The organism is Streptosporangium sp. NPDC002721 (genome assembly GCF_042888905.1).
Lineage (GTDB): Bacteria > Actinomycetota > Actinomycetes > Streptosporangiales > Streptosporangiaceae > Streptosporangium.
In genome coordinates, this window is record NZ_JBIAQI010000048.1 from 1 (window position 1) to 24,759 (window position 24,759).

At 70.6% G+C, this 24,759-nt stretch carries 17 protein-coding genes, 1 pseudogene and 1 riboswitch; of the genes and pseudogenes, 10 read left to right on the forward strand and 8 right to left on the reverse strand.

Annotation, left to right across the window (positions count from 1 at the left end; genetic code table 11):
• Positions 1–353 precede the first annotated feature (353 nt).
• The 3 genes from ACFYWM_RS41760 to bla all read left to right on the forward strand — a co-directional run bounded on the left by ACFYWM_RS41760 (position 354) and on the right by bla (position 3,324).
• Positions 354–1,262: a LysR family transcriptional regulator gene (locus ACFYWM_RS41760; protein ID WP_389926475.1), complete on the forward strand. Its 909-nt coding sequence runs from the start codon at positions 354–356 to the stop codon at positions 1,260–1,262.
• The gene (locus ACFYWM_RS41765; RefSeq protein ID WP_389926567.1) at positions 1,244–2,146 is read left to right on the forward strand and encodes a serine hydrolase; all 903 of its coding nucleotides are present in this window, start codon (positions 1,244–1,246) and stop codon (positions 2,144–2,146) included. The genes ACFYWM_RS41760 and ACFYWM_RS41765 overlap by 19 nt, the downstream gene beginning before the upstream one ends.
• Positions 2,147–2,352: 206 nt before the next feature.
• A complete protein-coding gene (gene bla / locus ACFYWM_RS41770) occupies positions 2,353–3,324 on the forward strand; it encodes a class A beta-lactamase (protein ID WP_389926478.1) in 972 nt (323 codons plus the stop codon).
• Between the two features lie 80 nt (positions 3,325–3,404).
• Here bla and ACFYWM_RS41775 read toward each other — a convergent pair whose 3' ends face one another.
• Entirely contained in the window at positions 3,405–4,562 is a 1,158-nt protein-coding gene (locus ACFYWM_RS41775) for an LLM class flavin-dependent oxidoreductase (RefSeq protein ID WP_389926480.1), read from the reverse strand.
• Between the two features lie 251 nt (positions 4,563–4,813).
• Here ACFYWM_RS41775 and ACFYWM_RS41780 point away from each other — a divergent pair.
• The 3 genes and pseudogenes from ACFYWM_RS41780 to ACFYWM_RS41790 form a co-directional block, all read left to right on the forward strand.
• Positions 4,814–6,379: pseudogene (locus ACFYWM_RS41780) on the forward strand (beta-L-arabinofuranosidase domain-containing protein); the annotation flags it as partial.
• 547 nt (positions 6,380–6,926) lie between these two features.
• Positions 6,927–7,004, forward strand: coding sequence for an RICIN domain-containing protein (locus ACFYWM_RS41785; RefSeq protein ID WP_389926570.1), 78 nt, complete (start codon positions 6,927–6,929; stop codon positions 7,002–7,004).
• A gap of 137 nt (positions 7,005–7,141) precedes the next feature.
• Positions 7,142–9,781: a ricin-type beta-trefoil lectin domain protein gene (locus ACFYWM_RS41790; protein ID WP_389926483.1), complete on the forward strand. Its 2,640-nt coding sequence runs from the start codon at positions 7,142–7,144 to the stop codon at positions 9,779–9,781.
• Positions 9,782–9,974: 193 nt separating this feature from the next.
• Here the strand turns inward: ACFYWM_RS41790 and ACFYWM_RS41795 are convergent, their stop codons facing one another.
• Complete coding sequence (locus ACFYWM_RS41795) at positions 9,975–10,304, reverse strand: (2Fe-2S) ferredoxin domain-containing protein (RefSeq protein ID WP_389926486.1); 330 nt, start codon at positions 10,302–10,304, stop codon at positions 9,975–9,977.
• Between the two features lie 116 nt (positions 10,305–10,420).
• A riboswitch (cobalamin riboswitch) is annotated at positions 10,421–10,549 on the reverse strand.
• A gap of 523 nt (positions 10,550–11,072) precedes the next feature.
• On the opposite strand from ACFYWM_RS41795, the gene ACFYWM_RS41800 reads away from it, so the two are divergent.
• Both ACFYWM_RS41800 and ACFYWM_RS41805 read left to right on the forward strand, forming a co-directional pair.
• Positions 11,073–11,945 carry a bile acid:sodium symporter family protein gene (locus ACFYWM_RS41800; RefSeq protein ID WP_389926489.1) on the forward strand — a complete coding sequence of 291 codons (873 nt, stop codon included), beginning with the start codon at positions 11,073–11,075 and terminating at the stop codon, positions 11,943–11,945.
• A gap of 180 nt (positions 11,946–12,125) precedes the next feature.
• Positions 12,126–14,183, forward strand: a complete 2,058-nt coding sequence (locus ACFYWM_RS41805) for a beta-galactosidase (protein ID WP_389926491.1) — start codon at positions 12,126–12,128, stop codon at positions 14,181–14,183.
• A 66-nt stretch (positions 14,184–14,249) separates the two neighbouring features.
• Here ACFYWM_RS41805 and ACFYWM_RS41810 read toward each other — a convergent pair whose 3' ends face one another.
• From ACFYWM_RS41810 to ACFYWM_RS41820, 3 genes are read right to left on the reverse strand one after another with little or no spacing between them, the layout of a single operon-like run.
• Positions 14,250–15,596: an ABC transporter substrate-binding protein gene (locus tag ACFYWM_RS41810; RefSeq protein WP_389926494.1), complete on the reverse strand. Its 1,347-nt coding sequence runs from the start codon at positions 15,594–15,596 to the stop codon at positions 14,250–14,252.
• Positions 15,597–15,645: 49 nt separating this feature from the next.
• Positions 15,646–16,581: a carbohydrate ABC transporter permease gene (locus tag ACFYWM_RS41815; protein ID WP_389926497.1), complete on the reverse strand. Its 936-nt coding sequence runs from the start codon at positions 16,579–16,581 to the stop codon at positions 15,646–15,648.
• A complete protein-coding gene (locus ACFYWM_RS41820; protein ID WP_389926500.1) occupies positions 16,578–17,501 on the reverse strand; it encodes a carbohydrate ABC transporter permease in 924 nt (307 codons plus the stop codon). Before ACFYWM_RS41820 ends, ACFYWM_RS41815 begins: the two co-directional genes overlap by 4 nt.
• 221 nt (positions 17,502–17,722) lie before the next feature.
• Between ACFYWM_RS41820 and ACFYWM_RS41825 the strand changes: the two genes are divergently transcribed.
• Positions 17,723–18,817, forward strand: coding sequence for a LacI family DNA-binding transcriptional regulator (locus ACFYWM_RS41825; RefSeq protein WP_389926503.1), 1,095 nt, complete (start codon positions 17,723–17,725; stop codon positions 18,815–18,817).
• A gap of 76 nt (positions 18,818–18,893) precedes the next feature.
• Here ACFYWM_RS41825 and ACFYWM_RS41830 read toward each other — a convergent pair whose 3' ends face one another.
• Positions 18,894–20,345 carry a glycoside hydrolase family 43 protein gene (locus ACFYWM_RS41830; RefSeq protein ID WP_389926506.1) on the reverse strand — a complete coding sequence of 484 codons (1,452 nt, stop codon included), beginning with the start codon at positions 20,343–20,345 and terminating at the stop codon, positions 18,894–18,896.
• Between the two features lie 725 nt (positions 20,346–21,070).
• On the opposite strand from ACFYWM_RS41830, the gene ACFYWM_RS41835 reads away from it, so the two are divergent.
• Positions 21,071–22,510, forward strand: coding sequence for an AbfB domain-containing protein (locus ACFYWM_RS41835; protein WP_389926509.1), 1,440 nt, complete (start codon positions 21,071–21,073; stop codon positions 22,508–22,510).
• Between the two features lie 232 nt (positions 22,511–22,742).
• Here the strand turns inward: ACFYWM_RS41835 and ACFYWM_RS41840 are convergent, their stop codons facing one another.
• Both ACFYWM_RS41840 and ACFYWM_RS41845 read right to left on the reverse strand, forming a co-directional pair.
• Entirely contained in the window at positions 22,743–23,774 is a 1,032-nt protein-coding gene (locus ACFYWM_RS41840; protein ID WP_389926512.1) for a LacI family DNA-binding transcriptional regulator, read from the reverse strand.
• A gap of 178 nt (positions 23,775–23,952) precedes the next feature.
• On the reverse strand, positions 23,953–24,573 hold the full coding sequence (locus ACFYWM_RS41845; protein ID WP_389926516.1) for an L-threonylcarbamoyladenylate synthase: 621 nt from the start codon (positions 24,571–24,573) through the stop codon (positions 23,953–23,955).
• Between the last annotated feature and the right edge of the window lie 186 nt (positions 24,574–24,759).

Consider the following 24,759-nt stretch of genomic DNA (forward strand, 5'->3'; position numbering starts at 1 on the left):
GGCTCGACGAGGTCGGTGGGCTTGAGATTCAGCTCGTTGGTCGCCGACACGAAGCCAAGACCCGCACCCCCCACGGCCGGCAACGCGATCCCCGCCGCGAGCACGCCCGCCGCCACGCCCGCGACGGCGAGCCGTACGATCCCTGTCCCCCGACGTGACATCAGAGCCCGCCGAGCCCGCGGGCCAGGACAGGGGTGACCGGCGCCGGGGACGTGGCGCGCCGGAGAAGTCGTGTGGGCATGATCGGGCCTTCCCGTCGTGAACTGGGTACGACGGGAAGTCTCATGGCGGCCTTCGATGCTGTCAAAGACAGAAATGGCGGTCTTTATGCTGAAATAGCATATGCTCGCATCGTGGACGTCCTCGGAGCGTGGAGAGCGTTCCTCAACGTGAGCGAGCGAGGGAGCTTCACGGAGGGCGCGGCGGCCACGCGAGTGCCGCAGTCGGTCGCGAGCCGCCGGATCGCCGCCCTGGAGAGGCACCTCGGGGAGCGGTTGTTCGACCGGTCGTCACGCGGGGCGACGCTCACGCAGTTCGGCCGCGACCTGCTGCCCTCGGCGAAGCGGCTCGTGCGCCTGGCGGACGACATCGAGCACGAGGCGGAACGGGCCAAGCTCAATCCCCTCCGCCTCGCCGTTCCCGACATCTGCACCGCGTACGATCTGGCACGGCTCGACGCGGAGGCACGCAGGAACGGCATCTACCTCGACCTCCAAGCCGCCCCACCCGCCGAGAGGACGGAACTCGTCCGATCTCGCGAGGCCCGCGCCGCCCTCGCGGCGGTACCGCCGAGCGACGCGACCTGGTCCGTGCGGCTCGGGCTCGCCGGCGCCACGGACCTTCCCGCGGAGACCGTCTACGTCGAGACCCTCCGGGCCGGTCGGGCCGCGCGGGCGTCGCGAAGAAGCCGCGTCTGGATCCAGCCCGAGGACGACGTCCCCCACATCCGTGACCGGATGTTCCGGATTCGGGACGCCGTCGGCCTCCAGCCCGCGCAGGTCACCGTCTCGACCGCGCTCACCGCCGCCACCGCGGAGGTCCTCGGCTCGGCGGATCTCCTCCTGTGCTCGCCCAAGCAGTCCGAGGAGCTGGGGCTGCACTGGCGCCCCGTCGGCGAGATCGAACTCGTACGCGGCTTCGACGTATCCGCCGCCGTCAGGGACGACGCGGAGCGCATCCGGACCCGGCTGTGGCAGGCGATCGCCCGCTGCCTGGGCGCGCGCGACCGGCAAGGAGGGGCACCATCACGGTCGAGAAGCTGATCCGTGAACTCCGGCGAACGCTCGACGACGCCGGACTGAGCGGATCGTTCCTGGTCAGGGACCTGCGTTCCGGCGACGAGGTCGGTATCGAGCCGGACCTGGAGTTCCCGATCGCCTCGCTCGTCAAGGTCCCGCTCGCCGTCGCGACGCTGGAACGCATCCGCAGGGGCGAGCTCGACGGCTCCACGCAGATCCTCGTGCGACCGGGCCGGATCACCACTCCGGGACCGACCGGGCTGAGCAGGTTCCGGCACCCCGCCCGGATCGCCGTCGACGACCTGCTCTACCTCAGCACCGCCGTGAGCGACGGTACGGCGTCGGACGCGCTGTTCGCCCTCACCCCGCCCGCCGAGGTCTCGGAGATACTGCACGGGCTGGGAATCCACGGCATCGCGGTGCGCCACACCATCCAGGAGCTGGTCGAGACCCCGGCGGAACGCCTCTCCCCGGACGACGTCCATCTGGCCTACTTCCTCGCCAGCGAGGCGGGGACGGCCGGGCGGGGGCACCGCATCCCGCAACTCGACGTGACCCGCGCGAACTCGGGTTCCGCGCGAGCGCTCATGGAGCTCCTGCAGGCACTGTGGACACCGTCCCCGATCGACCCGGGTGTCAGCGAGCGCGTGCGGACCCTCATGGCCGACAACGTCCTGCGGCACCGGCTGGCGCCCGACTTCAGCTCCGACGCGTCGAAGTGGTCCTCGAAGACCGGGACGCTCCTCAACCTCCGCCACGAGATCGGCGTCGTCGAGCACGCCGACGGCCAGGTCTTCGGGGTCGCCGTCCTCACCGAGTCTCGCGTGCCGGCCATCAGCCAGCCGGGGGCCGAGGCGCTCATGGCGCAGGTCGCGCGCGCACTCCGCGATCGGCTGCGGCACCCGTGAACCCCCGCGCCGCCCGCGTCATCGCGAGGGGCGGCCGGGATCCCGTGTGACGGACCCGGCGGCCACCCGCCGGGAAGCCCGCAGGCCGGGCGTATGCCGGATCGGCATGGGGTCAGCCGTTCCTGTCTTTGACGGCATCGAACGCCGGCACGAGACTTCTCCTCGCACCTCATCCCCTAATTCACACGACAGGAAGGCGTCCACCCATGCCCACCCTGCCTCTCCGGCGCGCCGCGCTCTGGGCGCTGGCCTCCCTCGCGTTCGTCCCGCTGACGGGTGGCGTCGCGACCGGTCACGCGTCCACCGCCCCGCCCACCCCCTTGACCGCCACCCTGGCCACGCCGGAGACGGCGTCGGCACCGGCGCCGGGCCAGGTCCGGGCCGCGCGGGAACTGCGCGCGCTGGAGGCGTCCTTCAGGGGCCGGATCGGCGCGTACGCCGTCGACACCGCCACCGGGAAGACGATCGCCTACCGGTCGGGCGAGCGTTTCCCGATGCTGTCCACCTTCAAGGCGGTGGCGGCAGCGGCCGTGCTGCACAAAGCGCGCACCTCCAGTCCCGGGCTGATGGGCAAGGTCGTCCGCTGGAGCGCCGCCGACCTGAAGGGACACTCCCCGGTCACCGAGAAGCACGTGAGGGACGGGCTGAGCGTCGCGCGGCTGTGCGAGGCGGCCGTCACCCAGAGCGACAACACCGCGGCCAACCTGCTGCTGAAGCAGCTCGGCGGGCCCGCCGGCCTGACCGGATACTTCCGGACGCTGAAGGACCCGGTCTCCCGGCTGGACCGGTGGGAGACCGAGCTCAACGACTGGAACCCCAAGGAGCGGCGCGACACCACGACGCCCGCGTCCATGGGGCGCGTCCTGCGCGCGCTCACGGTGGGCGACGCCCTCGACGCCAGGGACAGGAAGCGGCTGAACGCCTGGCTGATCGCGAACACCACCGGGGACGCCCGTATCCGCGCGGGCCTGCCCAGAACCTGGACGATCGGCGACAAGACCGGCACGAACTCGAAGTACGGCAGCGGCAACGACATCGCGGTCATCTGGCCCGGCAAGGCCGCCGCCCCCATCGTCATGGCGATCTACACCAACCGCACGGCCGCGAACGGGACCGTCGACGACAAGGTGGTCGCCACCACCGCCACCGTCCTCGCCCGCGGCCTCGGCAGGCTCTGACGAGCCGGTGGCGCCGGGGGGACCGAAAACCGGGATCACGGCGCGTCACGCGGAGATCCCGAGGGAGCGGGTCTCCCCGATCACTTCGAAGGCAGGTCCCTGTCCCTGAGCCTGGGAAGCACCTCGGCACCCAGGCGGCGGATGTTCTCCAGGGTGCGGGCCTGCTCGCCCGCGCCCTCGACCATGAGGATCAGGTGTTCGAGCCCGGTCGCCTCCCAGGTGCGCCTGATCGTCTCCACGCAGCGGTCGGCGTCCCCCACCGGATGGACACCGGTCAGGAACTCGACGTACTCCCCCACGTCCCGTACGGGCCGCCGCCGCCCGTCCACCGGCACGTAACCGGCCAGTCCGGGCTCCAGCCACCGTGGCATCGCCGCCCTCAGCTCCCGCACCGCTCCCGCCGTGGAGTCGGCCACGTGCCCGACGACGGCCGCCATGTGCCCGCCCGCGCCCGGCACGGCCGGTGAGACCGTTCCCGGAACGGGCGGGCCCGGCGCCGCAACCGTCCCCGGAACCGGCGGGCGCGGCGGTGAGGCCGTTTCCTGAGCAGGCGGGCGCGGCGAGGTTCTTTCCCGGGCGGGCGAGCCCGGCGGCGCGACGCTTTCCGGAACGGGCGAGGCCGCCCGGTAGTCGGCGAGCATCGCGGCCTTGCCCTCGTCGTCGATGTGCATGCCGAGCAGCATCGGCAGCCCCCGAGCGGCCGCCAGCCGTACCGTCCCCGGCGAGGTGCACGCCACGACGGGCCGCATCGGCGCCGCCGGTACCATCGCGACCTCGCGGAAGGCGAAGAACTCCCCCTCGGCCGACACCGTGCGCTCCCCCAGGGCCCGGCACAGCAGGTCTAGCGACTCGGCGAAGCCGCGTTCGAAGCGCGCCAGGCCGGTGCCGAACACCTCCAGGTCCACCCAGGGCCCGCCCCTGCCGACCCCCAGCGTGAAACGCCCGCCGGACAGGTGGTGCAACATCGCCGCCTGCTCGGCCAGCGCCACCGGGTGCGCCGTGGACAGCACGCTCACCGCCGTCCCCACCCCGATCGCCCGTGTACGCCCCAGCGCCACCGCCGCCAGCGTCGCCGCCGAGGGGCACACCCCGTACGACATGAAGTGGTGCTCGGCGATCCACGCGTCGTCGAACCCCGACTCCTCCGCGACGACGATCGCCTCCACGCAGTCACGCAGCACCTGACCCGGTGGCCTGCCGGGGAAACCCGCCGCGACCAGGAAGATTCCGATCCGCATCCCGCTCATGATTCCCTACCCGCCGGGCGCGTGACAGGGGCCGTCCCGCGAGCACCGCCCGCCCTCCCGGCGGGTGGCCCGCCACCGGCGGACGTCCATGATTCCGAGATTGGGCTGATCGTATTCGATCAATTATTGACACGTAGATGTTTCAAAGTATTCACTTTTGATCACCCCCCCTGTGGGCGCACGCCACCCCGCCCCGTGGCGAGGCGCCCGCCGAACCACGTAGTAGGGAGACCGCCGTGGTCATGGAACGTCGAGATTTCCTGCGGAACACCATCGGAGCGGCGGGAGGGGCGGTCGTCCTCGGCTCCGTCGCGGCCCCGGTACCGGCCGGGGCCGGTGTCCTCGCCGACTCGGTGCGGGTGGTCAGGACCGTCACGACGTCCCAGGCGGGCGGCCTCTACACCCCCAACCGCTCCCCTCTGCAGGCCACGCCGTTCCTGAGGTTGCCCCCCGGGAGCATCACGCCCGCGGGGTGGATCAGGCACCAGCTCGACCTGCAGCTCAACGGGCTGAACGGCCGGATGCCCGAGGTGTCCGACTACCTCCGCTACGAGACCTGCGGCTGGGTCGACCCGGCGCGGGGCGCCTGGGAGGAGCTGCCGTACTGGCTGCGCGGCTTCGGTGACCTCGGCTACGTCACCGGCGACCAGCGCGTGCCGAACCTGACCCGCAGGTGGATCGACGGGATCATCGCGACCCAGCAGCCGGACGGCTGGTTCGGCCCCCGGGCGCTGCGCACCTCGCTGGAGGGCGGGCCGGACTTCTGGCCGCACATGCCGCTGCTCAACGTGCTGCGCTCGTTCCAGGAGCACACCGGCGACAGCCGCGTGATCCCCTTCATGACCAGGTACTTCCGGTTCCAGAACGGGCAGCCGCCCGTCGTCTTCAGCCGCAGCTGGGCCGCGCTGCGCTGGGGCGACAACATCGACAGCGTCTTCTGGCTGTACAACCGGACCGGCGAGGCGTGGCTGCTCGACCTGGTCAGGAAGATCCACTCGGGCTCGGCCGACTACACGGGGGGCATCCCCAACTGGCACAACGTCAATCTGGCGCAGGGGTTCCGCGAACCTGCGGAGTTCGGGCTGCTGGCCGGGGAGGCGAGGTTCCGCGCCGCGACCTACCGCAACCACGACACGATCATGGGAGCCTACGGGCAGTTCTCCGGCGGGGGCTTCGCCGGGGACGAGAACGTCCGCGCCGGTCACGACGACCCCCGCCAGGGCTTCGAGACCTGCGGGATCGTCGAGTTCATGCACAGCCACCAGATGCTGACGCACATCACCGGGGACCCGGTGTGGGCCGACCGGTGCGAGGAGCTGGCGTTCAACTCCCTGCCCGCCGCCCTGGACCCCGCCCACAAGGGCGTCCTCTACATCGTCACCGCCAACGGGGTCCAGCTCGACCGGCACGCCAAGACGCGGGGCCAGTTCCAGAACGACTGGGGCATGCAGGCCTACACGCCGGGCGTGCACAACTACCGGTGCTGCCCGCACAACTACGGCATGGGCTGGCCGTACTACGCCGAGGAGCTGTGGCTCGCCACCTTCGACAACGGGCTGTGCGCCTCGATGTACGGCCCGTCCTCGGTGCGGGCCAGGGTCGGGAACGGCACGAGCGTGACGATCGAGCAGAGCACCGGCTACCCCTTCGACGAGACGATCTCCCTGCGGGTCACCACACCGGCCCCCGCCGCCTTCCCGCTGTACCTGCGCGTCCCCGGCTGGTCGGGCGCGGTCGGCCTGCGGGTCAACGGCGCGGTGGTGCCGGTCCAGGCGGCCCCGCCCTGCTACGTCGTCCTCGACCGTACCTGGAACACCGGCGGACACCGTCACCCTCACCCTCCCGATGCGCGCGGCGGTGCGGGTCTGGACCGCCAACCACGGCTCGGTGTCCCTGAACCACGGCCCGCTGGCCTTCTCCCCGGACATCCGGGAGGACTGGCGGCGCTTCGCCGGCGCCGCCGACTGGCCGGAGTACGAGGTCTTCCCCCAGTCCCCCTGGAACTACGGGCTCGTCCTGCCCGCGAGCGACCCGGCCTCGGCCGTCACCGTGCGGAAGGCTCCCGTCCCGGCGGGCAATCCCTTCACCCGCGAGAACGCGCCGATCCGGCTCACGGTGCGGGCGCGGAGGATCCCGAACTGGAAGACCGACGGCGAGGGGGTGGTGACGCCCCTGCAGGACAGCCCCGTGCGCTCCGCCGAGCCGCTGGAGAGCGTCGCCCTGATCCCGATGGGAGCGGCCCGGCTGCGCGTCACCTCCTTCCCCAGGATCGGCGACGGACACGACCGGCATCCCGAGGGCGCGTGGTTCCGGATCCAGAACCGCAACAGCGGCAAGGTCCTCGGGGTGGACGGCATGTCCACCGCCGACAGCGCCCGCGTCGTCCAGTACACCGACAACGGCACCCCCGACCACCTGTGGCGATTCACCTGAGCCCGAGCCCGGCCCGAACCCGAGCCCAAGTCTGAGTCCAGGCCCGAGTCCAGGTCTGAGTCCAGGCCCGAGTCCAGGTCTGAGCCTCCGCCACCAGGTCCCGCGTCTCCGAACCCCCACCCCCCTGAGGAGATCCCATGCAACGAGTACGCCATCGGCGACGGCTGCTGCACGCCGTCGTCGCCTGTGTCGTCGGCCTCGCCATGCTCGTCGTCGGCGCGCCGCAGGCCGTCGCGGCCCCGGCCCAGCCGTCGCCGCTGACGACGCCGTGGACGGGCCAGGCGTTGAACGGCACGCCGCTGCCCGAGTACCCCCGCCCGCAGATGACCCGGCCGGACTGGCTGAACCTCAACGGGGAGTGGCAGCTGCGGCAGTCGGCCACGAACGACGCCCCCGCGTTCGGGCAGACGCTGCCGGAGCGCGTCAACGTGCCGTTCCCGGTGGAGTCTGCCCTGTCGGGCATCAAGCGGCCGGCGAACGACAACCGCTACTACCTGTTCTACCGCCGGACGTTCACCGTTCCGGCCGGCTGGAGCGGCCGCCGGGTGCAGCTGCACTTCGGCGCCGTGGACTGGCAGACGACCGTGTGGGTGAACGGCGTGCAGGTCGGCGGGCACACCGGCGGCTACGACCGGTTCGAGTTCGACATCACCCCGCAGCTCAACGGCGGGACGAACGAGCTGATCGTGCGGGTCTTCGACCCGTCGGACTCCGGGGTGAACGGGACCAACCCCGCCCGCGGCAAGCAGGTCCGCAACCCCGGCGGCATCATGTACACGCCGTCGTCGGGCATCTGGCAGACGGTGTGGCTGGAGCCGACCCCGACCTCGTCGATCTACAGCGTCGACTTCTACCCCAACCTCGCCAACAACACCCTGCGGGTGCGCGTGTTCACCCGCGGCGACGTGTCGGGGCACTCGGTGTACGCCGAGGCGCTGAACGGCTCGGCCGTCGTGGGCACCGCGACCGGCGGGTTCACCGACTTCAGCGTCCCCGTCCCCAACGCGCGGCGCTGGTCGCCCGACGACCCGTTCCTGTACAACCTGCGGATCTCCCTCCGTAACAACGCGAACGCGACCGTCGACCAGACGACGCACTACTTCGGCATGCGCGAGGTCGGCAAGGCCGTGGTCAACGGGCGGCTCGCGCTGACGCTCAACGGCCAGTTCGTCATGCAGAACGGCGTGCTGGACCAGGGCTTCTGGCCGGACGGCCTGTACACGGCGCCGACCGACGCCGCGCTCGCGAGCGACCTGCAGAAGACCAAGGACCTCGGCTTCAACATGGTCCGCAAGCACATCAAGGTGGAGCCGCAGCGGTGGTTCTACCACGCCGACCGCATCGGCCTGCTGGTCTGGCAGGACATGCCGAGCATGGGCGGGGGCAACGCCACCCACCACGCGCAGTGGGAGAGCGAGCTGAGGGAGATCGTCGACGAGCACCGCTCGTCGCCCTCGACCGTCGCCTACGTCCCGTTCAACGAGGGCTGGGGCGAGTGGAACCTGGCCGACACCACCCGGATCATCCAGAACGTCAAGAACCAGGACCCGACCAGGCTCGTCAACGGGCACAGCGGCTACAACTGCTGCGCCTCCAAGGGCGACCCGGGCAACGGCGACATCATGGACTGGCACATCTACGTCGGCCCCGACGCGCCGACACCGACGAGCACCCGGACCTCCGTGCTCGGCGAGTACGGCGGCCTGGGCGTGCGCGTCCCCGGCCACGAGTACAGCCCCAACGGCCAGTTCGGCGCGTACGAGATGCACCCGAACACGCAGTCGATCACCGACCGGTACGTGAGCCTCGTCACCCAGTCGGCGAACCTCATGCACGTCCGCGGGCTCAGCGCGCTCGTCTACACGCAGCCGTTCGACGTCGAGGGCGAGGTCAACGGTTTCTGGACCTATGACCGGCAGGTGGTGAAGTTCGACGCCGCCCGGGTCAGGGCGGCGAACCTCGGCATCATCGCGGCGTCGAAGCGGCTGAACACCGCCCCGCCCCCGCCCGGCCGGCCGATCGGCACCCCCGGGAACAAGTGCGTGGACGTGGCCGCCGACGACACCGGCGGCAACGGCTCGGCCGTGCAGGTGTGGGACTGCCAGATCCACGCCGCCGACCAGCACTGGACCCGGGACGGCAACGCGCTGCGCACGCTGAACCGGTGCCTGGACGCGACCGGCACGGCGAACGGGTCGCCGGTCCAGCTGTGGGACTGCAACGGCGGCGGCGCCCAGCAGTGGGTCGCCCAGCCCAACGGCTCCCTGCTCAACCCCCAGTCCGGCCGCTGCCTCAACTCCCCCAACGGCTCCTCGGCCAACGGGACCAGGCTCCAGCTGTGGGACTGCAACGGATCCGTGGCCCAGAACCTCCGGCTGGGCGGGGGCTCCGCCGGGGCCACGTTCGTCAACGGCCCCGGCGGCAAGTGCGTGGACGTGGCCGCCGACGACACCGGCGGCAACGGCGCCGCGGTGCAGCTGTGGGACTGCCAGCCCCACGCCGTCGACCAGCACTGGGCGTGGGACGGCAACGCCCTGCGCACGCTGAACCGGTGCATGGACGTGACCGGCAACGCGACGGCGAACGGGTCGCCGGTCCAGCTGTGGGACTGCAACGGCGGCGGCGCCCAGCAGTGGGTGCCCCAGTCCAACGGCTCCCTGCTCAACCCGCAGTCCGGCCGCTGCCTCGACTCGCCGAACGGCTCCACGGCCAACGCCTCGAGACTGCGGCTGTGGGACTGCAACGGCAGCGTGGCACAGACGTTCCGGAAGCAGTGACGTACTCCTCCTGAGGCACTCCCCCTGAGGTGCTTCCCCTGAGGCGTTCCCCTTGAGGGAGGGCTCCTTGAGGGACAACCCCTTGAGGGCTCCCCGCCCCGACGTGTTCCCCACACCGACGGGCGGGGATTCCCTTTCGTGCCGCGAAGCCCCACCGAGGGCGACGACCCTACGAACGGCCCTATGAACGGCCCTACGAACGGCTCTTCGTGAAGACGTGGAGGGCGAGGATGTCGGGGATCGGGGCGAGGCCGGGGCCCCCGGCCCGGATCCAGGCGGCGATGTCCTCGACGGCGTCGGGCTGGTTCACCAGGCCGAGCCACACCGGCCGCCCGCCCGCGGCGCGTCCGGCCGGTGAGGGCCGCACGACGACCACGTTGGCCTGCTCGCACACGTCCAGGCAGTCGCTGACGCGAACCTCGGCGATCTCCGACGGGCGGCGGAGCTGCTCGTCGTGGTCGAGGGCGGGAACCTTGCGGGTGCTGCCGCAGCAGCAGTCCCGGCAGACGGTGAGCCTGCTCATGCGCGTGTGAGTCCCTTTCCGAGGCGATCCAGGGGGTCGGGTCCCAGCCCGAACCGCATGACGACCGCCGTCCTCTCATGGGGAGATCCGCCCCGTTTGCCGAGGGGCGACAGCGTGAGTCTCCTGGCTCTCGGGTCGATGCTCCTCCCGGCCTTCCCGCCCGTCATCCGGGCAGTGGCTTGTTCGGGATTCGCTCGCCGATCACAGTGGCGGGACCGCGCCGGATTCACACCGGCTTCCTCGTTCCGCCGTCGCCTTCGCCGCCCATGGTCGCACAGCCACCGCCGACGACAGGACCCGGCCCCGCGCTGCCGACGCTGCCCTACCCGACGCTGCCCGACGCTGCCCGGCCCGGTCCTGCGCTCCCCGGCCCGGCGCGACGTGACGGCACAACATGACGGCACAACGTGACGGCGCGGGCCGATCGCGGACCGGCCGGGCCGATCGTGTCCCGCACACCGCGACGCCCCGGACGGACCAGGGGCCGCGACGATCCCGGTGACCGGAAAGGTCCGGCTCCCTACCTGGCGTGATCGCGAAATGTACGTGATCATTGGACCCACCATGCAGCGCCGTGCTCTCGTCCGTACCACCGCCGCGGGATCGGGTGCCGTCGCCTTCCCCGCCTCCCGGCGGCGTCGCGGACGCCGCGCCGGCGCCGTCCGCGACGACCGGGCACCGCCACCCTGACCCCGCCCCGCCCATCGGGACGAGCACCCCCACATCCCCGCACCCGCCCCCCATCCGAGGAAAGAGGACACACCCCCCATGGCCCTCGCCGGTGTCTTCCTGCCCATCGCTCTCGCGATCATCATGTTCGGCCTCGGCCTGAGCCTGACGATCGCCGACTTCCGCCGCGTCGTCGCCTATCCCAAGGCCACCCTGGTCGCGCTCGTCTGCCAGGTCCTGCTGCTGCCCGCGATCTGCTTCGGCCTGGTGCTCGCCTTCGGGCTGCCGCCCGCGCTCGCCGTGGGCATGATGCTGCTGGCCGCCTCCCCGGGCGGGACCACCGCCAACCTCTACAGCCACCTGTTCGGCGGCGACGTCGCGCTCAACGTGACGCTCACCGCGATCAACTCCGTGCTGGCCGTCGTCACGCTGCCGCTGGTCACCAACCTGTCGTTGGGCTACTTCGCCGCCGACTCGGCCGCGCTGGGCCTGCAGTTCGACAAGACCGTCCAGGTGGTCGCGATCGTGCTCGTCCCCGTCGCGATCGGCATGGCGGTCCGGGCGTGGCTGCCGCGCTTCGCCGACCGGATGAACACGCCCGTGAAGATCGCCTCCGCCGTCATCCTGGTCCTGGTGATCCTCGGCGCCCTGCTGCAGGAGCTGGACAACCTGAGCGGCTACATCCGCTCGGTCGGCGCGATCACCCTGGTGTTCAGCGTGATCAGCCTGGCCATCGGCTACTGGGTACCGCGCCTGGCCGGGATCGAGCGCGGCCAGGCCGTCGCCTCGTGCATGGAGATCGGCATCCACAACGCCACGCTGTCCATCGCGGTCGCGCTCACGCTGCTGAACAACACCCAGATGGCCGTGCCCGCCGCCACCTACGGTGTGCTGATGTTCTTCACCGCCGCGGCGGCCGGGTTCCTCCTCAGGTCCCGTGCGGCGAAGCTCACCCCCGACGCGGCCCGGTGAGACCTGTACTCCCCGGCTGAACTCCGCTTCTTCGAACGGGCGGCCGGGCCCTGGTGGTGACCGCCACGGGACACGGCCGCCCGGTTCACGACGACCTCCGTGGCGGGACGGCCCGGGCTACCTTATGTTTACGTAAACATAAACCTGACGATCTCCCTGTGACGACAGGCAGGAGTGGTAGTGACAGTTGATCACGGACCCCGCTGGCTCCGCTGGCCCTCGGAGACCTCGCGGCGCCGCCTGGCCTTCGGCGCGGACTACAACCCCGAACAGTGGCCCCGGGAGGTGTGGCAGGACGACGTCCGGGCGATGCGCCGGGCCGGGGTGAACATCGTCTCGCTGGCGATCTTCTCCTGGGCACGGCTCCAGCCGGGCGCCGGCCGGTGGACCTTCGAGTGGCTGGACGAGGTGATGGACCTCCTGCACGAGCACGGCGTCGCCGTGGACCTGGCGACCGCCACCGCCTCCCCGCCGCCGTGGCTGACCGCCGCGCACCCGGAGATCCTTCCCGTCGACCACGAGGGCCGCACGCTGTGGCCGGGCGCGCGCCAGCACTGGCGCCCGACGTCGCCGGTCTTCCGCGAGCACGCCCTGCGCCTGGTGGAGGCCATGGCGACGCGGTACGGCAGCCATCCGGCCCTCGCGGCGTGGCACGTCTCCAACGAGCTCGGCTGCCACAACGTCTACGACTTCTCCGAGGACGCCGCCACGGCGTTCCGCGCCTGGCTGCGTGACCGGTACGGCACCCTGGAGGAGCTGAACCGGGCGTGGGCGACGGCGTTCTGGTCCCAGAACTACGGCGACTGGGCGGAGATCCTGCCGCCGCGCCTCGCCGCCTCCTACCCCAACCCCACCCAGCAGCTCGACTTCAAGCGGTTCTCCTCCGACGCCCTGAAGGACCACCTGCGGGCGGAACGCGCCGTGCTGGCCGGGCTGACGCCCGAGATCCCGGTCACCACCAACTTCATGGTCATGGGCGAGACCAAGGGCATGGACTACGCCGGCTGGGCGGGCGAGGTCGACTTCGTCTCCAACGACCACTACCTGCTCACCGGCCCGCAGGCCCGGGACGAGCTGTCGTTCTCGGCCAACCTGACCGGCCGGATCGCCAGGGGCGAGCCCTGGTTCCTGATGGAGCACTCCACGAGCGCGGTGAACTGGCAGCCGGTCAACCTGGCCAAGAAGCCCGGCGGCATGGCCCGCGACTCGCTGACCCACGTGGCGTACGGGGCGGACGCCGTGTGCTTCTTCCAGTGGCGGCAGTCGGCGGGAGGGGCCGAGAAGTACCACTCGGCGATGGTCCCGCACGCCGGGACGGACAGCGAGACCTTCCGCTCGGTCGCGGACCTCGGCGCGACCCTGGAGCGGCTCGCGCCGGTCGCCGGGACGCGCCGCCGCCGCGCCGCCGCCGCGATCGTGTTCGACTGGGACTCCTGGTGGGCGAGCGAGCTGGACTCCCACCCCACCTCACGGCTGCGCTACCGGCAGGAGGCGCTGGACTGGTACTCGGCGTTCGCGGCGGCCGGGGTGCGGGTCGACGTCGTCACCGCCGCCGACGCGTTCTCGCACTACGACCTGCTCGTCGCGCCGATCCTGCACGTCGTCCCGCGAGGGCTCGCCGACCGCCTGAGTGAGTACGTCACCGGCGGCGGCCATCTCGTCGCCACCTACTTCTCCGGCATCGTGGACGAGCACGACCACGTGTGGCTCGGCGGCTACCCCGGCGCGCTGCGCGAACTGCTCGGCATCCGGATCGAGGAGTTCGGGCCGCTGCTGGACGGCGACCGGGTAGACCTCGACCTCGGCGTCTCCGGCACGCTGTGGAGCGACCGGATCGACGTCGTCGCGCCGGACGTCGAGGTCGTCGCCCGCTACACCTCCGGCGATCACGCGGGCCGGCCCGCCGTCACCACCCGCCCGGCCGGGACCGGTTCGGCGTCCTACGTCTCGACCAGGCTCGGACCCGAGGGCCTGGGCCCGGTGCTCTCGCGGTTCCTGGCGACCGCCGGGGTGCGCGGCGAGCTCCCGGACGCCGTCGCCGGGGCGGTGGAGCTGACGATCCGCACCGGCGACGACGCCGACTACTGGTTCCTCATCAACCGCACCGACGAGGAGGTCACCGTGGAAGGCGTCGCGGGCGAGGTCCTCCGGGCGCCATGCCTGGCCGCGGGCCTCACCCTCGCCCCCCGCCAGGTGTGCGTCCTGCGCCGCCCGCACGAGGAGCCGCCCGCCCCCTGACGGCCGGACCCCCGCACGGAGTCCTGCCGCCGACCGGCTCGGCGGCAGGACAGGGGGACGGCGAGGTCACTGGACGGTGAAGCCCTGTTCCCTGCCGTAGGTGACGGAGGCGTCCTGCCAGGCCTTCAGGCCCTCCTGCAGGGTGACGCCGCTGATGTAGGCCTTGCCCGCGGTGTCGTTGAAGATCCTGTTGGCGTAGACCTGGTAGGGCAGGTAGGACCAGCCGTCGACGACCTGGCCCGCCGACTCGGCGAGGATCTGGTTGACCGGCTGGTCGCCGAAGTAGGGGAACTTCTTGTCCTGGAAGGTCTTGGAGGCGAGCTCGGCGGTGGTCGCGGGGAACGCGCCCCCGTCCAGCCGGGTCTGCACGCCCTCGTCGACTCCGGCGTACTTCAGGAAGGCGTAGGCGAGCGCCTTGTTGGCGCTCGCCTCGGGGATGGCCAGCGAGCTGCCGCCGCTCTCGGAGGTGGCCTTGCCCCCGCTCTCCCACTGCGGCATGGGGGCGACCCGCCACTTGCCGAACCCGGCCTTGACGCCGGTCTCCAGGTTGGCGGGCATCCAGGCGCCGATCACGAGCGAGGCGATGGTGCCGTCGCCCAGGCCCTTGTACCAGGCGTCGGTCCACCCGTTGACCGGCGCGAGAAGCTTGTCGCTGACGAGCGTCTGCCAGGCCGAGGTGAACTTCTGCGTACCGGCGTCGGCGAAGTTCACGCTCACCGTGGTGCCCTCGACCTTGTACGGCTTGCCGCCCGCCTGCCAGATCATGCTGGTGACGAACCCGGGGTCGCCGGTGTCGCTGGTGATGTACGCCTTGGGGTCGGCGGCGTTCAGCTTCCTGGCCGCCTCGATGTACTCCTCCCAGGTGGCCGGGACCTCGATCTTGTGCTTGTCGAAGACCTCCTTGTTGTAGAACAGGGCCATCGGCCCGGAGTCCATCGGCATGCCGTAGATCCCGCCGCCGGAGCGGACGGAGTTCCAGGGGCCGGGGGTGAAGGTGCCCTCCAGCTTGTCGGCGCCGAAACCCGTCAGGTTCGCGACCGACTTGGCGAGCACGAACTGCGGCAGGGCGAAGTACTCGATCTGCGCGATGTCGGGTACGCCGGACCCGGCCTTGATCACGTTCTGCAGGGCGGTGTAGTGGTCGTTGCCGGTGCCCGCGTTGACCAGGTTCACCTTCACCTTCGGATACTTGGCCTGGAAGTCGGTGACCACCTGCTTCAGGGTCGGCTCCCAGGCCCAGATCGTGATGCTGCCACCGGCGTCCAGCGCGGCCTGGAGGTCCGTGGCCGACGCGCTCTGGGCAGGCGCGGCGGCCCCGGAGCCGCCGTCACCGGAGGGGGCGCAGGCGGTGGTCACCAGCGATACCGACAGTGCGGCGCCCAGCATGAGGGCGAGGCGGCGGGTTATCGTCATTGATGTCCCTTTCATGGTTGTACCTGGGGACGGCCGGGCCCGGCCTCGGTCACTCCTTGACGCTTCCGGCGGCGAGACCCGACTGCCAGTACCGCTGGAGCAGCAGGAACGCCGCGATCAGCGGGACGATGGTGAGCAGCGAACCGGTGATCACGAGGTGGAAGACCGTCTCGCCCCCGATGGTGGACGCCTGGGAGTTCCACTCCTTCAGGCCCAGGGTGAGCGGATACCAGTCCGGATCCTTCAGCATGATCAGCGGCAGGAAGTAGTTGTTCCACGTCGCGACGACCGTGAACAGCAGGACCGTGACGATCCCGGGCGCGAGCAGCGGCAGGCCGATGCGGAGGAACGCCTGGAACTCCCGCGCCCCGTCCACCCGCGCCGATTCGAGGATCTCGTCCGGGACGGCGTCGGCGGCGTACGTCCACATGAGGTAGAGGCCGAACGGCGAGACCAGCGACGGGATGATGATCGCCCACGGGGTGTTGGTGAGGCCCATGCCGGAGAACATCAGGAACGTCGGGACGGCCAGCGCGGTGCCGGGCACCGCCACCGCGCCGATGACGACGGCGAACACGGCCCTCTTGCCGGGGAAGTCGAACTTCGCGAGCCCGTACCCGCCGATCGTGGCCAGCAGCGTCGCGCCGCCCGCGCCCGCGACCACGTAGAGCAGGGTGTTGAGCAGCCAGCGGGTGAAGATGCCGTCGCCGTAGGTGAAGGTGTCTGCGATGTTGCGGAACAGCGCGAAGTCGGAGTGGAACCACAGGCCGAACGAGTCGAACAGCCCCTCCTGCGTCTTGGAGGCGTTGATCAGCAGCCAGACCAGCGGGAGCAGCGTGTAGACCAGCATGATCGACGTCAGGACGGTCAGCGTGAGGCTGCGCCGCCTCCGCCGGGGAGGGTTCCGGCGACCGCGCCGGATCACCAGCGGACCGGACGAGGCCCGCGCGCGGGGCTTCCTGCCGGTCGTGGGGGTGGCGGTCATGCTCGGTCCCCGTTCCTCATGCCGCGGAGCTGGACGACGTAGGCGATGATCATCGTGATCACGCCCATGACGATGGCGACGGTCGCCGAGTAGTTGAACTGCTGGCCGTCGAAGGAGAGCGAGTACGCGTAGAGGTTCGGCGTCAGGTAGGTCGTGATCACGTTCGGCGCCAGGGTCTTGAGGATGCTGGGCTCGTTGAAGAGCTGGAAACTGCCGATGATCGAGAAGATCGTCGCGATCAGCAGCGCCCCGCGCAGCGCGGAAAGCTTGATCGCGTAGATGATCCGGACCTGGCCGGCCCCGTCGATCTCCGCGGCCTCGTACAGGGACGGGTTCACCACGCGGAGGGCGGAGTACAGGATCAGCATGTTGTAGCCGACGAACTCCCACGTCACGATGTTGCCGATCGAGGCGAGGATCAGCTCGGACGACAACGGGTCCGGCAGCGACAGCCCGAACGTCTCGTTCAGGTTGCCGACGAGGCCGAAGCGGGTGCCGTACATGAAGCCCCACATCAGCGTCGCGACCACGGCGGGCACGGCGTAGGGCAGGAAGACCGAGATGCGGAAGAAGCTCGTCCCGTACAGCCGGCCGCTGTCGATCGCGAGGGCCACCAGGAGCGACAGGAACAGCATGATCGGGACCTGCACGACCAGGAAGAGCGACACGTTGCCGAACGCGGACCAGAAGCGCGGGTCGCCGAGGGCGGCGAGGTAGTTGTCGGCGCCGACGAAGGCGGTCCCGCCGACCAGCCGGGTGCGGAACAGGCTCAGATAGATCGAGTACGCGATCGGCGCCAGGAAGACGAGCGCGAACACCGCCATGAACGGCGCGACGAACCGCCAGCCCGCCCACGACCGTCTCCCCCGGGGCCTCACGCCCCGGCCGACCGGCGCTCCCACCTGTGGTGTTGCGACCACCGGATCACTCCTTCCCAACCGCTCCGTGCGATGTTTACGTAAACATCACCTCCAGAGGAAAGCGCCACCCAGCACGACACAGGGTAATAAGCGGTAATCTGCTAGTAATGATTACGTAAACGTCCGTGCGGTATCGTGACACCGGTCACACAGGTCGTCAAGGTATCCCCGGCGCCAACGGCCATCCGAGGGCATCCAAGGGCATCCGAAGGGCGGAAACGATGAACGGCGGTGGCCGACAGCAGCCGGGCGTGCCCTCCGGCGGCGGCGCGCAGCGCGGCGGGTGGGGCGTCCCCGGCGGGCGCCGCAAGCAGCGCGTCTCCATGGCCGACGTCGCCACGCTGGCGGGCGTCTCGTCCCAGACCGTCTCCCGGGTCTCCAACGGCCACCCCGGGGTGGTCGACTCGACCCGCGAGCACGTGCTCGCGGCGATGCGCGAGCTGGGCTACCGGCCCAACAGCGCGGCCCGCGCGCTGCGCTACGGCCAGTTCAACACCATCGGCGTCATCCTCTTCAGCCTCGCCTCCACCGGCAACAGCCGCACCGTGGAGGCGATCGCCACCCACGCCGCCACCGAGGGGTACGCCATCACGCTGATCCCCGTCGACGTGCCGACCCAGGACAACGTGCTGGGCGCGTTCACCCGCATCGGCGAGCTGGCCGTGGACGCGTTCATCGTCATCATCGACATGCACCTGCTCGACGCGGGCACCATGCCCCTGCCACCCGGCGTCCCCGTCGTCATCGTCGTCGACTCCGACGCCGGCGACCGCCACAGCGTCGTCGACACCGACCAGGGCGACGGGGCCCGGCGGGCCGTCCACCACCTGCTCGACCTGGGGCACCGGACCGTCTGGCACGTGACGGGCCCTCGGACGTCCTACGTCAGCCAGCGCCGCACCCAGGCCTGGCGCGCCACCCTGGAGGAGGCCGGACGGCCGGTACCCACGCCCCTGTACGGCGACTGGTCGGCCGCATCCGGCTACGTCGCCGGTCTTGCGCTCGCGGAGGAGCCCGGGTGCACGGCGGTGTTCGTCTCCAACGACGAGATGGCCCTCGGGCTGCTGCGCGCCCTGCACGAGCGCGGCCGGACGGTCCCGGACGAGATCAGCGTGGTCGGTTTCGACGACATCCCCGACTCCGCCTTCTTCATCCCGCCCCTCACGACCGTCCACCAGGACTTCGCGGAGGTGGGCAGGAGGTGCGTGGAGCGGGTCCTGCTCCAGATCCGCGAGAACCAGGCCTCCCTGCCGGGCGCCGACCTCGTCCCGACCCGCCTGGTGGTACGGAACAGCACGGCCTCCCCCGGCAGGTGACCGGGGGAGAGACCGGCGGATCACGACGCCACGCGCAAGGCGGCCGGGGGCCGACCGATCACGACGGCCACGACGGTCACGACGTCACGCGGAAGGTGGCGTCGCCGCGCCCCTGGGCGTCGGTGATCGGATCGAGCCGGAGCAGGTAGTTGTAGTGCCGGATATGGCGGTCGGGATAGTTGTAGGACTGGAAGGACGTCCACGACGAGTCGGCGAGCCCGGCGACCCGGCGGAAGGTGGCGTCCGCCGCGAAGGTGGCGGTGCCGTCGTCCTGCGCCAGCACGAAGTCGAAGCCGTAGTGCCGCAGGTAGTACCCCGGGTAGTTCACCGACGCGAAGGACACGTAGCCGTTGCCGTTCGCCAGGCCCGGCACCAGCCGGAACTGCGCGTCCTGGGCGGGGCTGACGTTCGCGTCGATGCGCACGTCGAGGTCCGCGTGCCGCACGTACCTGGTCTGGTTGTTGTACGACTGGATGCGGTTGACCGGCACCGAGGCGCCCCAGCGGCCGAGGACGCGGTTCTCCTCGGCGGCGGTCAGGTTGAGGATGGAGCCGTGGCGCTTGCGGTTGACGCCCACGCCGTAGTCGGAACGCGTCTGGAAGTTGCGCGTGCTGCCCAGGTTGGTGGAGGTGATGGGCATGTAGCCCCGGCCGGTGGCGTACTGGTCCAGCCACAGGGCCCACTCGTTGCGGTCGTTGAACTGCGCCCACATCGGGCCCTCCACGACGTTGCCGCCGCCCGTGCCGTTGGAGATCCCCATGTGCGACAGGTTCCCCAGCGTCGTCCAGGATCCCAGGATCGAGTTGCTCGCCTCGATCGTGATGTGGCCGTCCGCCGAGGCCCGGTAGTAGCGGTAGCCGCCGACGGAGCCTGGCACGTCGACGATCTGCGTGTCGATGAGGCCCTGGCTGCCGCCGCGCTCGATGTAGAGCTGCGGCGCGGTGAAGCTGCGGAAGTCGCTGGTGCGCACGTACCAGATGCGGTGCTTGGTCACGCCGTTGCGGGGCGAGTTCGTCGCCCAGTACAGGACGTAGTCGCCGGTCGCGGGGTTGTACAGGGCCTCGGGCGCCCAGGCGTTGCCGGCACCGGGGATGGCGCCCGCGACGTTGATCAGCCGCGGGGCCGACCAGTTCACCAGGTCGCTCGACTCCCACACGACGAGTGAGGTGCTGCCCCGGTTCGCGGCGTCGCTCCACGACGTGCCGGCGGCGATGCGCAGGTCCGTCGCGACGATCCAGTACCGGTCACCGGCGGGAGAGCGGACGAGGGCGGGGTCGCGGACCCCCCGCGTGCCGACCGTGGAGCGCAGGACCACCGCGCCGTTGTTCAGGTCGTTCCAGCGCAGCCCGTCGTCGCTGTGGGCGAGATAGATCTGCTCGCCGCTCGCCGTCTCCCCGGTGAAGTGCGCCATCAGGTACCCGGTGAAGGGGTCGAGGGCGGCCGCGCCCGCCGGGACGGCCGGCGACCACGACACGAACATCAGGCAGGCGGCGAGCACCGCGCCCATCCGGGACAGGGCTCTTGACATGTGTTCCTCCTCAGGGAGCGGCCACGGCCTCGGGGAGCGGGCACGGCGGAGCGGGTGGCGCCGTCGGCGGCGAACCCCGTCCGGCCGGCGGCGCTCCCCGGCGCCGCCGTTCACCGTCACCGGGGCGGGCGCGCCCGCGGGACACGTCGCCTCCGCTTACCGAGCCGCTGGTGTTAGCGTTAACACTTCGCGTCGCAGATAACTACTTTTTACGCATTTATGTGGTCGCCGGCGCGCTGGAACACACGGCATGTAACCGTGGCGGACAGAGGTTACATCGGCGTCACATCAGTGTGATCGCTAACATCTGGCCGGTCAATACCCTCCTGACACACGACCGGCGAAAGGCCGTCGCCGGACGCCCGGAGAGCGGCCGTTTCCTTTTCAAAAGCTCAGGTCAGGGGCAGCACACCGGCACGCGAAAGGCGCGCACCCCCGGTTCTCCCGGTGACGCGGGTATTGACATCCTTGCTGTGAGCGTTAACACTCTGCGAAACGCGCCAGAAACATGTACGCGATCCGATCGCCACCGCCCCGTCGGCGACGTGGGGATACGGCCACAGTCCAGGACCTGCCGAGGTCTCACGACGAAAGATGTTAGCGCTAACCACACCTCACCCCACGGCGGCGGGATCTGACCACGGACCCCCGCCGGCTCCCCCGGACGGCTCCCCCGCCGGCTCCCCGAAGGGCCTCCCCCCTCCCCTCGTAGAAGGGTGCCTGTCGTGTCCCTGCCCGTGCCCCTGCCTGTGCCCCCGCCCGTGTTCCCGCCCGTGTTCCCGCGCCGGACGGTTCTCGCGGTCGTCGCGTTGCTGACGACCGCGCTGAGCTGCCTCGTCGCCCTCACCACCGAACGGCCCGCGTCGGCGGCGACGTACTCGGCGTACGTGATGGGCTACTTCAAGGAGTCGCCGAACCAGTCCGGCGACAGCTACGCCCTCCACCTGGCGGTGAGCTCCGACGGCCTCAACTGGACGCCACTGAACCAGAACAACCCGGTCGCCACGCCGACCGCCGGCATGCAGGGCCTGCGCGACCCCTACATCCTGCGCAAGCAGGACGGCACGTTCACGGTCCTGGCCACCGACCTGAAGGGGCGCGTGTTCAACCTCAACAACCAGTACATCCACGTGTGGGACTCGGCGAACCTGACCGGCTTCACCAACTACCGCCGGGTGCGCCTGCACACCATGAACACCCACTCCTGGGCACCGGAGGCGTTCTGGGTCCCGTCGCGCAACCAGTACGCGGTCATCTACTCGGCGCACAACGGCACCCGCGACGTGTTCATGGTCAACTACACCAGCGACTTCGTGAACATGGGCACGCCCCAGGTGTTCTTCGACCCGGGCTTCAGCGTGCTCGACGGTGACGTGCTCGTCGACGGGAACAACTTCTACCTGACGTACAAGAACCTGAACGACAACAACCTCTACGTGGCCCGGTCGACCACGGGGGCGCCGAACAGCTTCACCACCCTGACCGGCGGGCTGCGGCAGGGCGGCGCGATCGAGGCGCCGATCCTGGTCAAGTCGAACACGAGCAACACGTTCTGGCTGTGGGGCGACTCGTTCTCACCGGCCAACGCGGTCTTCTACGCCTGGCAGTCGGCCAACGTCAACGGCAACGCCTGGTCGGCGATCGGCCAGCGCACCTACACCGCGCCGATCAACGCCAAGCACGCCACCATCACCCCGATCACCGAGGCCGAGCGGGCCGCGCTGGTCAGCCGCTGGGGAGCGCCTCAGTGGAACCGGCTCAAGTCGTACAACCTCCCAGACCGGTACGTACGGCACGCGAACAACATCGCGCGGATCGACCCCTTCCCGATGGATCCGACGGCCGACCAGCAGTGGCGGCTGGTGCCCGGCCTGGCCGACCCGGCCGGGGTGTCGTTCGAGTCGGTGAACCTCCCCGGCCGCTACCTGCGGCATTCGAACTACGCCGTGAGGCTCGACCCGAACGACAACACCCCGGCGTTCCGGGCCGACGCCACGTTCCACCGGACCGCGGGCCTGGCCGACGGCGCGTGGGCGTCGTTCCGGTCGTACAACTTCCCGGACCGCTATCTCCGGCACTCCGGCTACGAGCTGCGCATCGACCAGCTCGGCTCCGGCTCCGCCCTGAGCGCCAGGCAGGACGCCACCTTCCAGGTCACCCACTGAGAAGGCGTCCGTGCTCACCCCCCACCCGCTCCGGCGCTCGCAACTGCGGCACGGGCACGGGCTTCCACTGGTCGCGCACCGCCACATGACGTCGTTGCCCCGGCCCGGCCCGGCGTCGGCCGGACCGGGGCGGCGTTCGCCAGGCCGAGTCGGCGTTCACCGGGTCGGAACAGCGTTCACCAGACCGGGACAGCTTTCGCCGGGCCGAGTAGGGAGACGGGTGCCGGTCGCGTCAGCCCGGCGCGGCGCCGGTGCTCTCCCTCACGATGAGCTCGGGTTCCACCAGCCGCCTGGTCTGGCTCGGCCTGCCCGCCATCTGGTCGAGCAGCAGGTGGAAGGCGTGGCCGCCGACCTCCTCGAAATCCTGCCGGACCGTGGTGAGCGGGGGCCAGAAGTAGGCGGACTCCGGCACGTCGTCGAAGCCCACCACGCTGACGTCCTCGGGAACGCGCCGCCCGGCCTCGCGCAGCGCTCTGAGCACGCCCAGGGCCATCTGGTCGTTGCCCACGAAGATGGCCGTGACCTCGGGGTCGCGTGCGAGGCGGTGGCCGAGCTGGTAGCCGGAGCGCGAGCTCCAGTCTCCGCGCAGCACCTCGGGAACCCGGTGCCGCCCGGCCTCCAGCACCTCGCGCCAGCCCTCGACCCGGGCGTTGGCGTCGATCCAGTTGGCCGGGCCCGCGACGTGCCACACCGTCTCGTGGCCGAGGCTGAGCAGGTGCCTGGTCGCCCGCGTCGCCCCCGCCCGCTGGTCGACCATGACGACGGGAACGGAGAGGCCGACCCCGGCGTCGACCGCGACCACCGGAATCTTCGACGACAGGTGGCGCAGGCCGTCGGCCGCCGACTCGTGCGGCGCGACGATGATGACGCCGTCCACCGACTGCGACTGCAGCTGGCGAAGGCTCTCCTCGATCGAGCGGCGGTTGAGCATGCTCAGGCTGGCGATGCTCACGGCGTAGTCGTTGAGCCTGGCGGCCCGTTCGATGCTGTAGAGGGTCGAGGCCGGGCCGTACAGGGTGGTGTCGATGCTGACCACGCCCAGCACCCCGGACCGTCCCGTGGCGAGCTGCCGGGCGGCGGCGTTGGGCCGGTAGTCAAGCTCCTGCACCGCGGCCAGCACGCGCGCCCGGGTCTCGGTGTGCACCCTCTCGGGCGCGTTCAGCGCCCGGGAGACGGTCATCGCCGACACTCCGGCGAGCGCGGCGACGTCTTCCAGAACCGCGGGTCTGGAGCGCGGCGGACCGTCGTTCGATTTCGCCTTCAAAGCAGCTCACCCCCTATGCGATAACGCTAACAGGAGTTGCGAGCTCGCTCCGCTCCGTCGGGCGCCGTTCGTGTCCGGCTCAGGCCACGAGAGCGTCCTTCCCGGCGCGGGAGCACGAGTCCGGTCCACCGTGAGGACGGCCTCCCGGTGGACCGTGAAGGAGTGCTGCCGACGCTTTCTACTCGAAAAGGGACGGGTCTCCGGTGCCCCGGCGGATGATCTCGGGCTCGTCCTGCGAGAGGTCGACGACCGTCGTCGGGACGGCGCCACACTCGCCCGCGTCGATGACGGCGTCCACCGCGTGGTCGAGCCTCTCCTTGATCTCCCAGCCCTGCGTCATGGGCTCGGCCTCGTCGGGCAGCAGCAGGGTGCTCGACACCAGCGGCTCGCCGAGCTCGGCCAGCAGCGCCTGCGTGACGGCGTGATCGGGGATCCGGACGCCGACCGTCTTCTTCCGGGGGTGCAGCAACCGCCGCGGCACCTCCTTGGTCGCGGGCAGGATGAACGTGTAACCGCCGGGGGTCGCCGCCTTGAGCGAGCGGAAGAGCGCATTGCTTACATGTACGAACTGGCCGAACTGCGCGAAGTCACTGCAGACCAGGGTGAAATGGTGGTCGCTGCCGAGGTCGCGAATCTCCCTGATCCGGTCGATGCCCTCCTTGTTGCCCAGCCTGCACCCCAGCGCGTAACCCGAGTCCGTCGGGTACGCGATCAGCCCGTCCGCACGCAGGATCTCGGCCACCTGGCTGATGAGCCGGGGCTGGGGACTGCTCGGATGCACATCAAGGTATTTCGCCATCCCCCGAGCTTAGAAGCGAATACCGGCTCGCGTGACACGCGGCTCTCAGGACGGTTGGCGGGTGCCGGGCCTTCGTCGAGACCGTGCCGGGTGTTCGGCACCACCACGACCACCATGACCACAACGACGACCACGACCACCGCCACAACCAGACCATGACGACGGCCCGCCCCGCGGCGCACGCGG

What these genes read in the sequence shown, in the direction of transcription:
- ACFYWM_RS41815 (WP_389926497.1), bottom strand. Translation starts at nt 16,581, where the DNA reads ATGACCGCCACCCCCACGACCGGCAGGAAGCCCCGCGCGCGGGCCTCG.
- ACFYWM_RS41790 (WP_389926483.1), top strand. Translation starts at nt 7,142, where the DNA reads ATGCAACGAGTACGCCATCGGCGACGGCTGCTGCACGCCGTCGTCGCC.
- ACFYWM_RS41810 (WP_389926494.1), bottom strand. Translation starts at nt 15,596, where the DNA reads ATGACGATAACCCGCCGCCTCGCCCTCATGCTGGGCGCCGCACTGTCG.
- ACFYWM_RS41845 (WP_389926516.1), bottom strand. Translation starts at nt 24,573, where the DNA reads ATGGCGAAATACCTTGATGTGCATCCGAGCAGTCCCCAGCCCCGGCTC.
- ACFYWM_RS41785 (WP_389926570.1), top strand. Translation starts at nt 6,927, where the DNA reads ATGTCCACCGCCGACAGCGCCCGCGTCGTCCAGTACACCGACAACGGC.
- ACFYWM_RS41830 (WP_389926506.1), bottom strand. Translation starts at nt 20,345, where the DNA reads ATGTCAAGAGCCCTGTCCCGGATGGGCGCGGTGCTCGCCGCCTGCCTG.
- ACFYWM_RS41775 (WP_389926480.1), bottom strand. Translation starts at nt 4,562, where the DNA reads ATGCGGATCGGAATCTTCCTGGTCGCGGCGGGTTTCCCCGGCAGGCCA.
- ACFYWM_RS41800 (WP_389926489.1), top strand. Translation starts at nt 11,073, where the DNA reads ATGGCCCTCGCCGGTGTCTTCCTGCCCATCGCTCTCGCGATCATCATG.
- bla (WP_389926478.1), top strand. Translation starts at nt 2,353, where the DNA reads ATGCCCACCCTGCCTCTCCGGCGCGCCGCGCTCTGGGCGCTGGCCTCC.
- ACFYWM_RS41795 (WP_389926486.1), bottom strand. Translation starts at nt 10,304, where the DNA reads ATGAGCAGGCTCACCGTCTGCCGGGACTGCTGCTGCGGCAGCACCCGC.
- ACFYWM_RS41825 (WP_389926503.1), top strand. Translation starts at nt 17,723, where the DNA reads ATGAACGGCGGTGGCCGACAGCAGCCGGGCGTGCCCTCCGGCGGCGGC.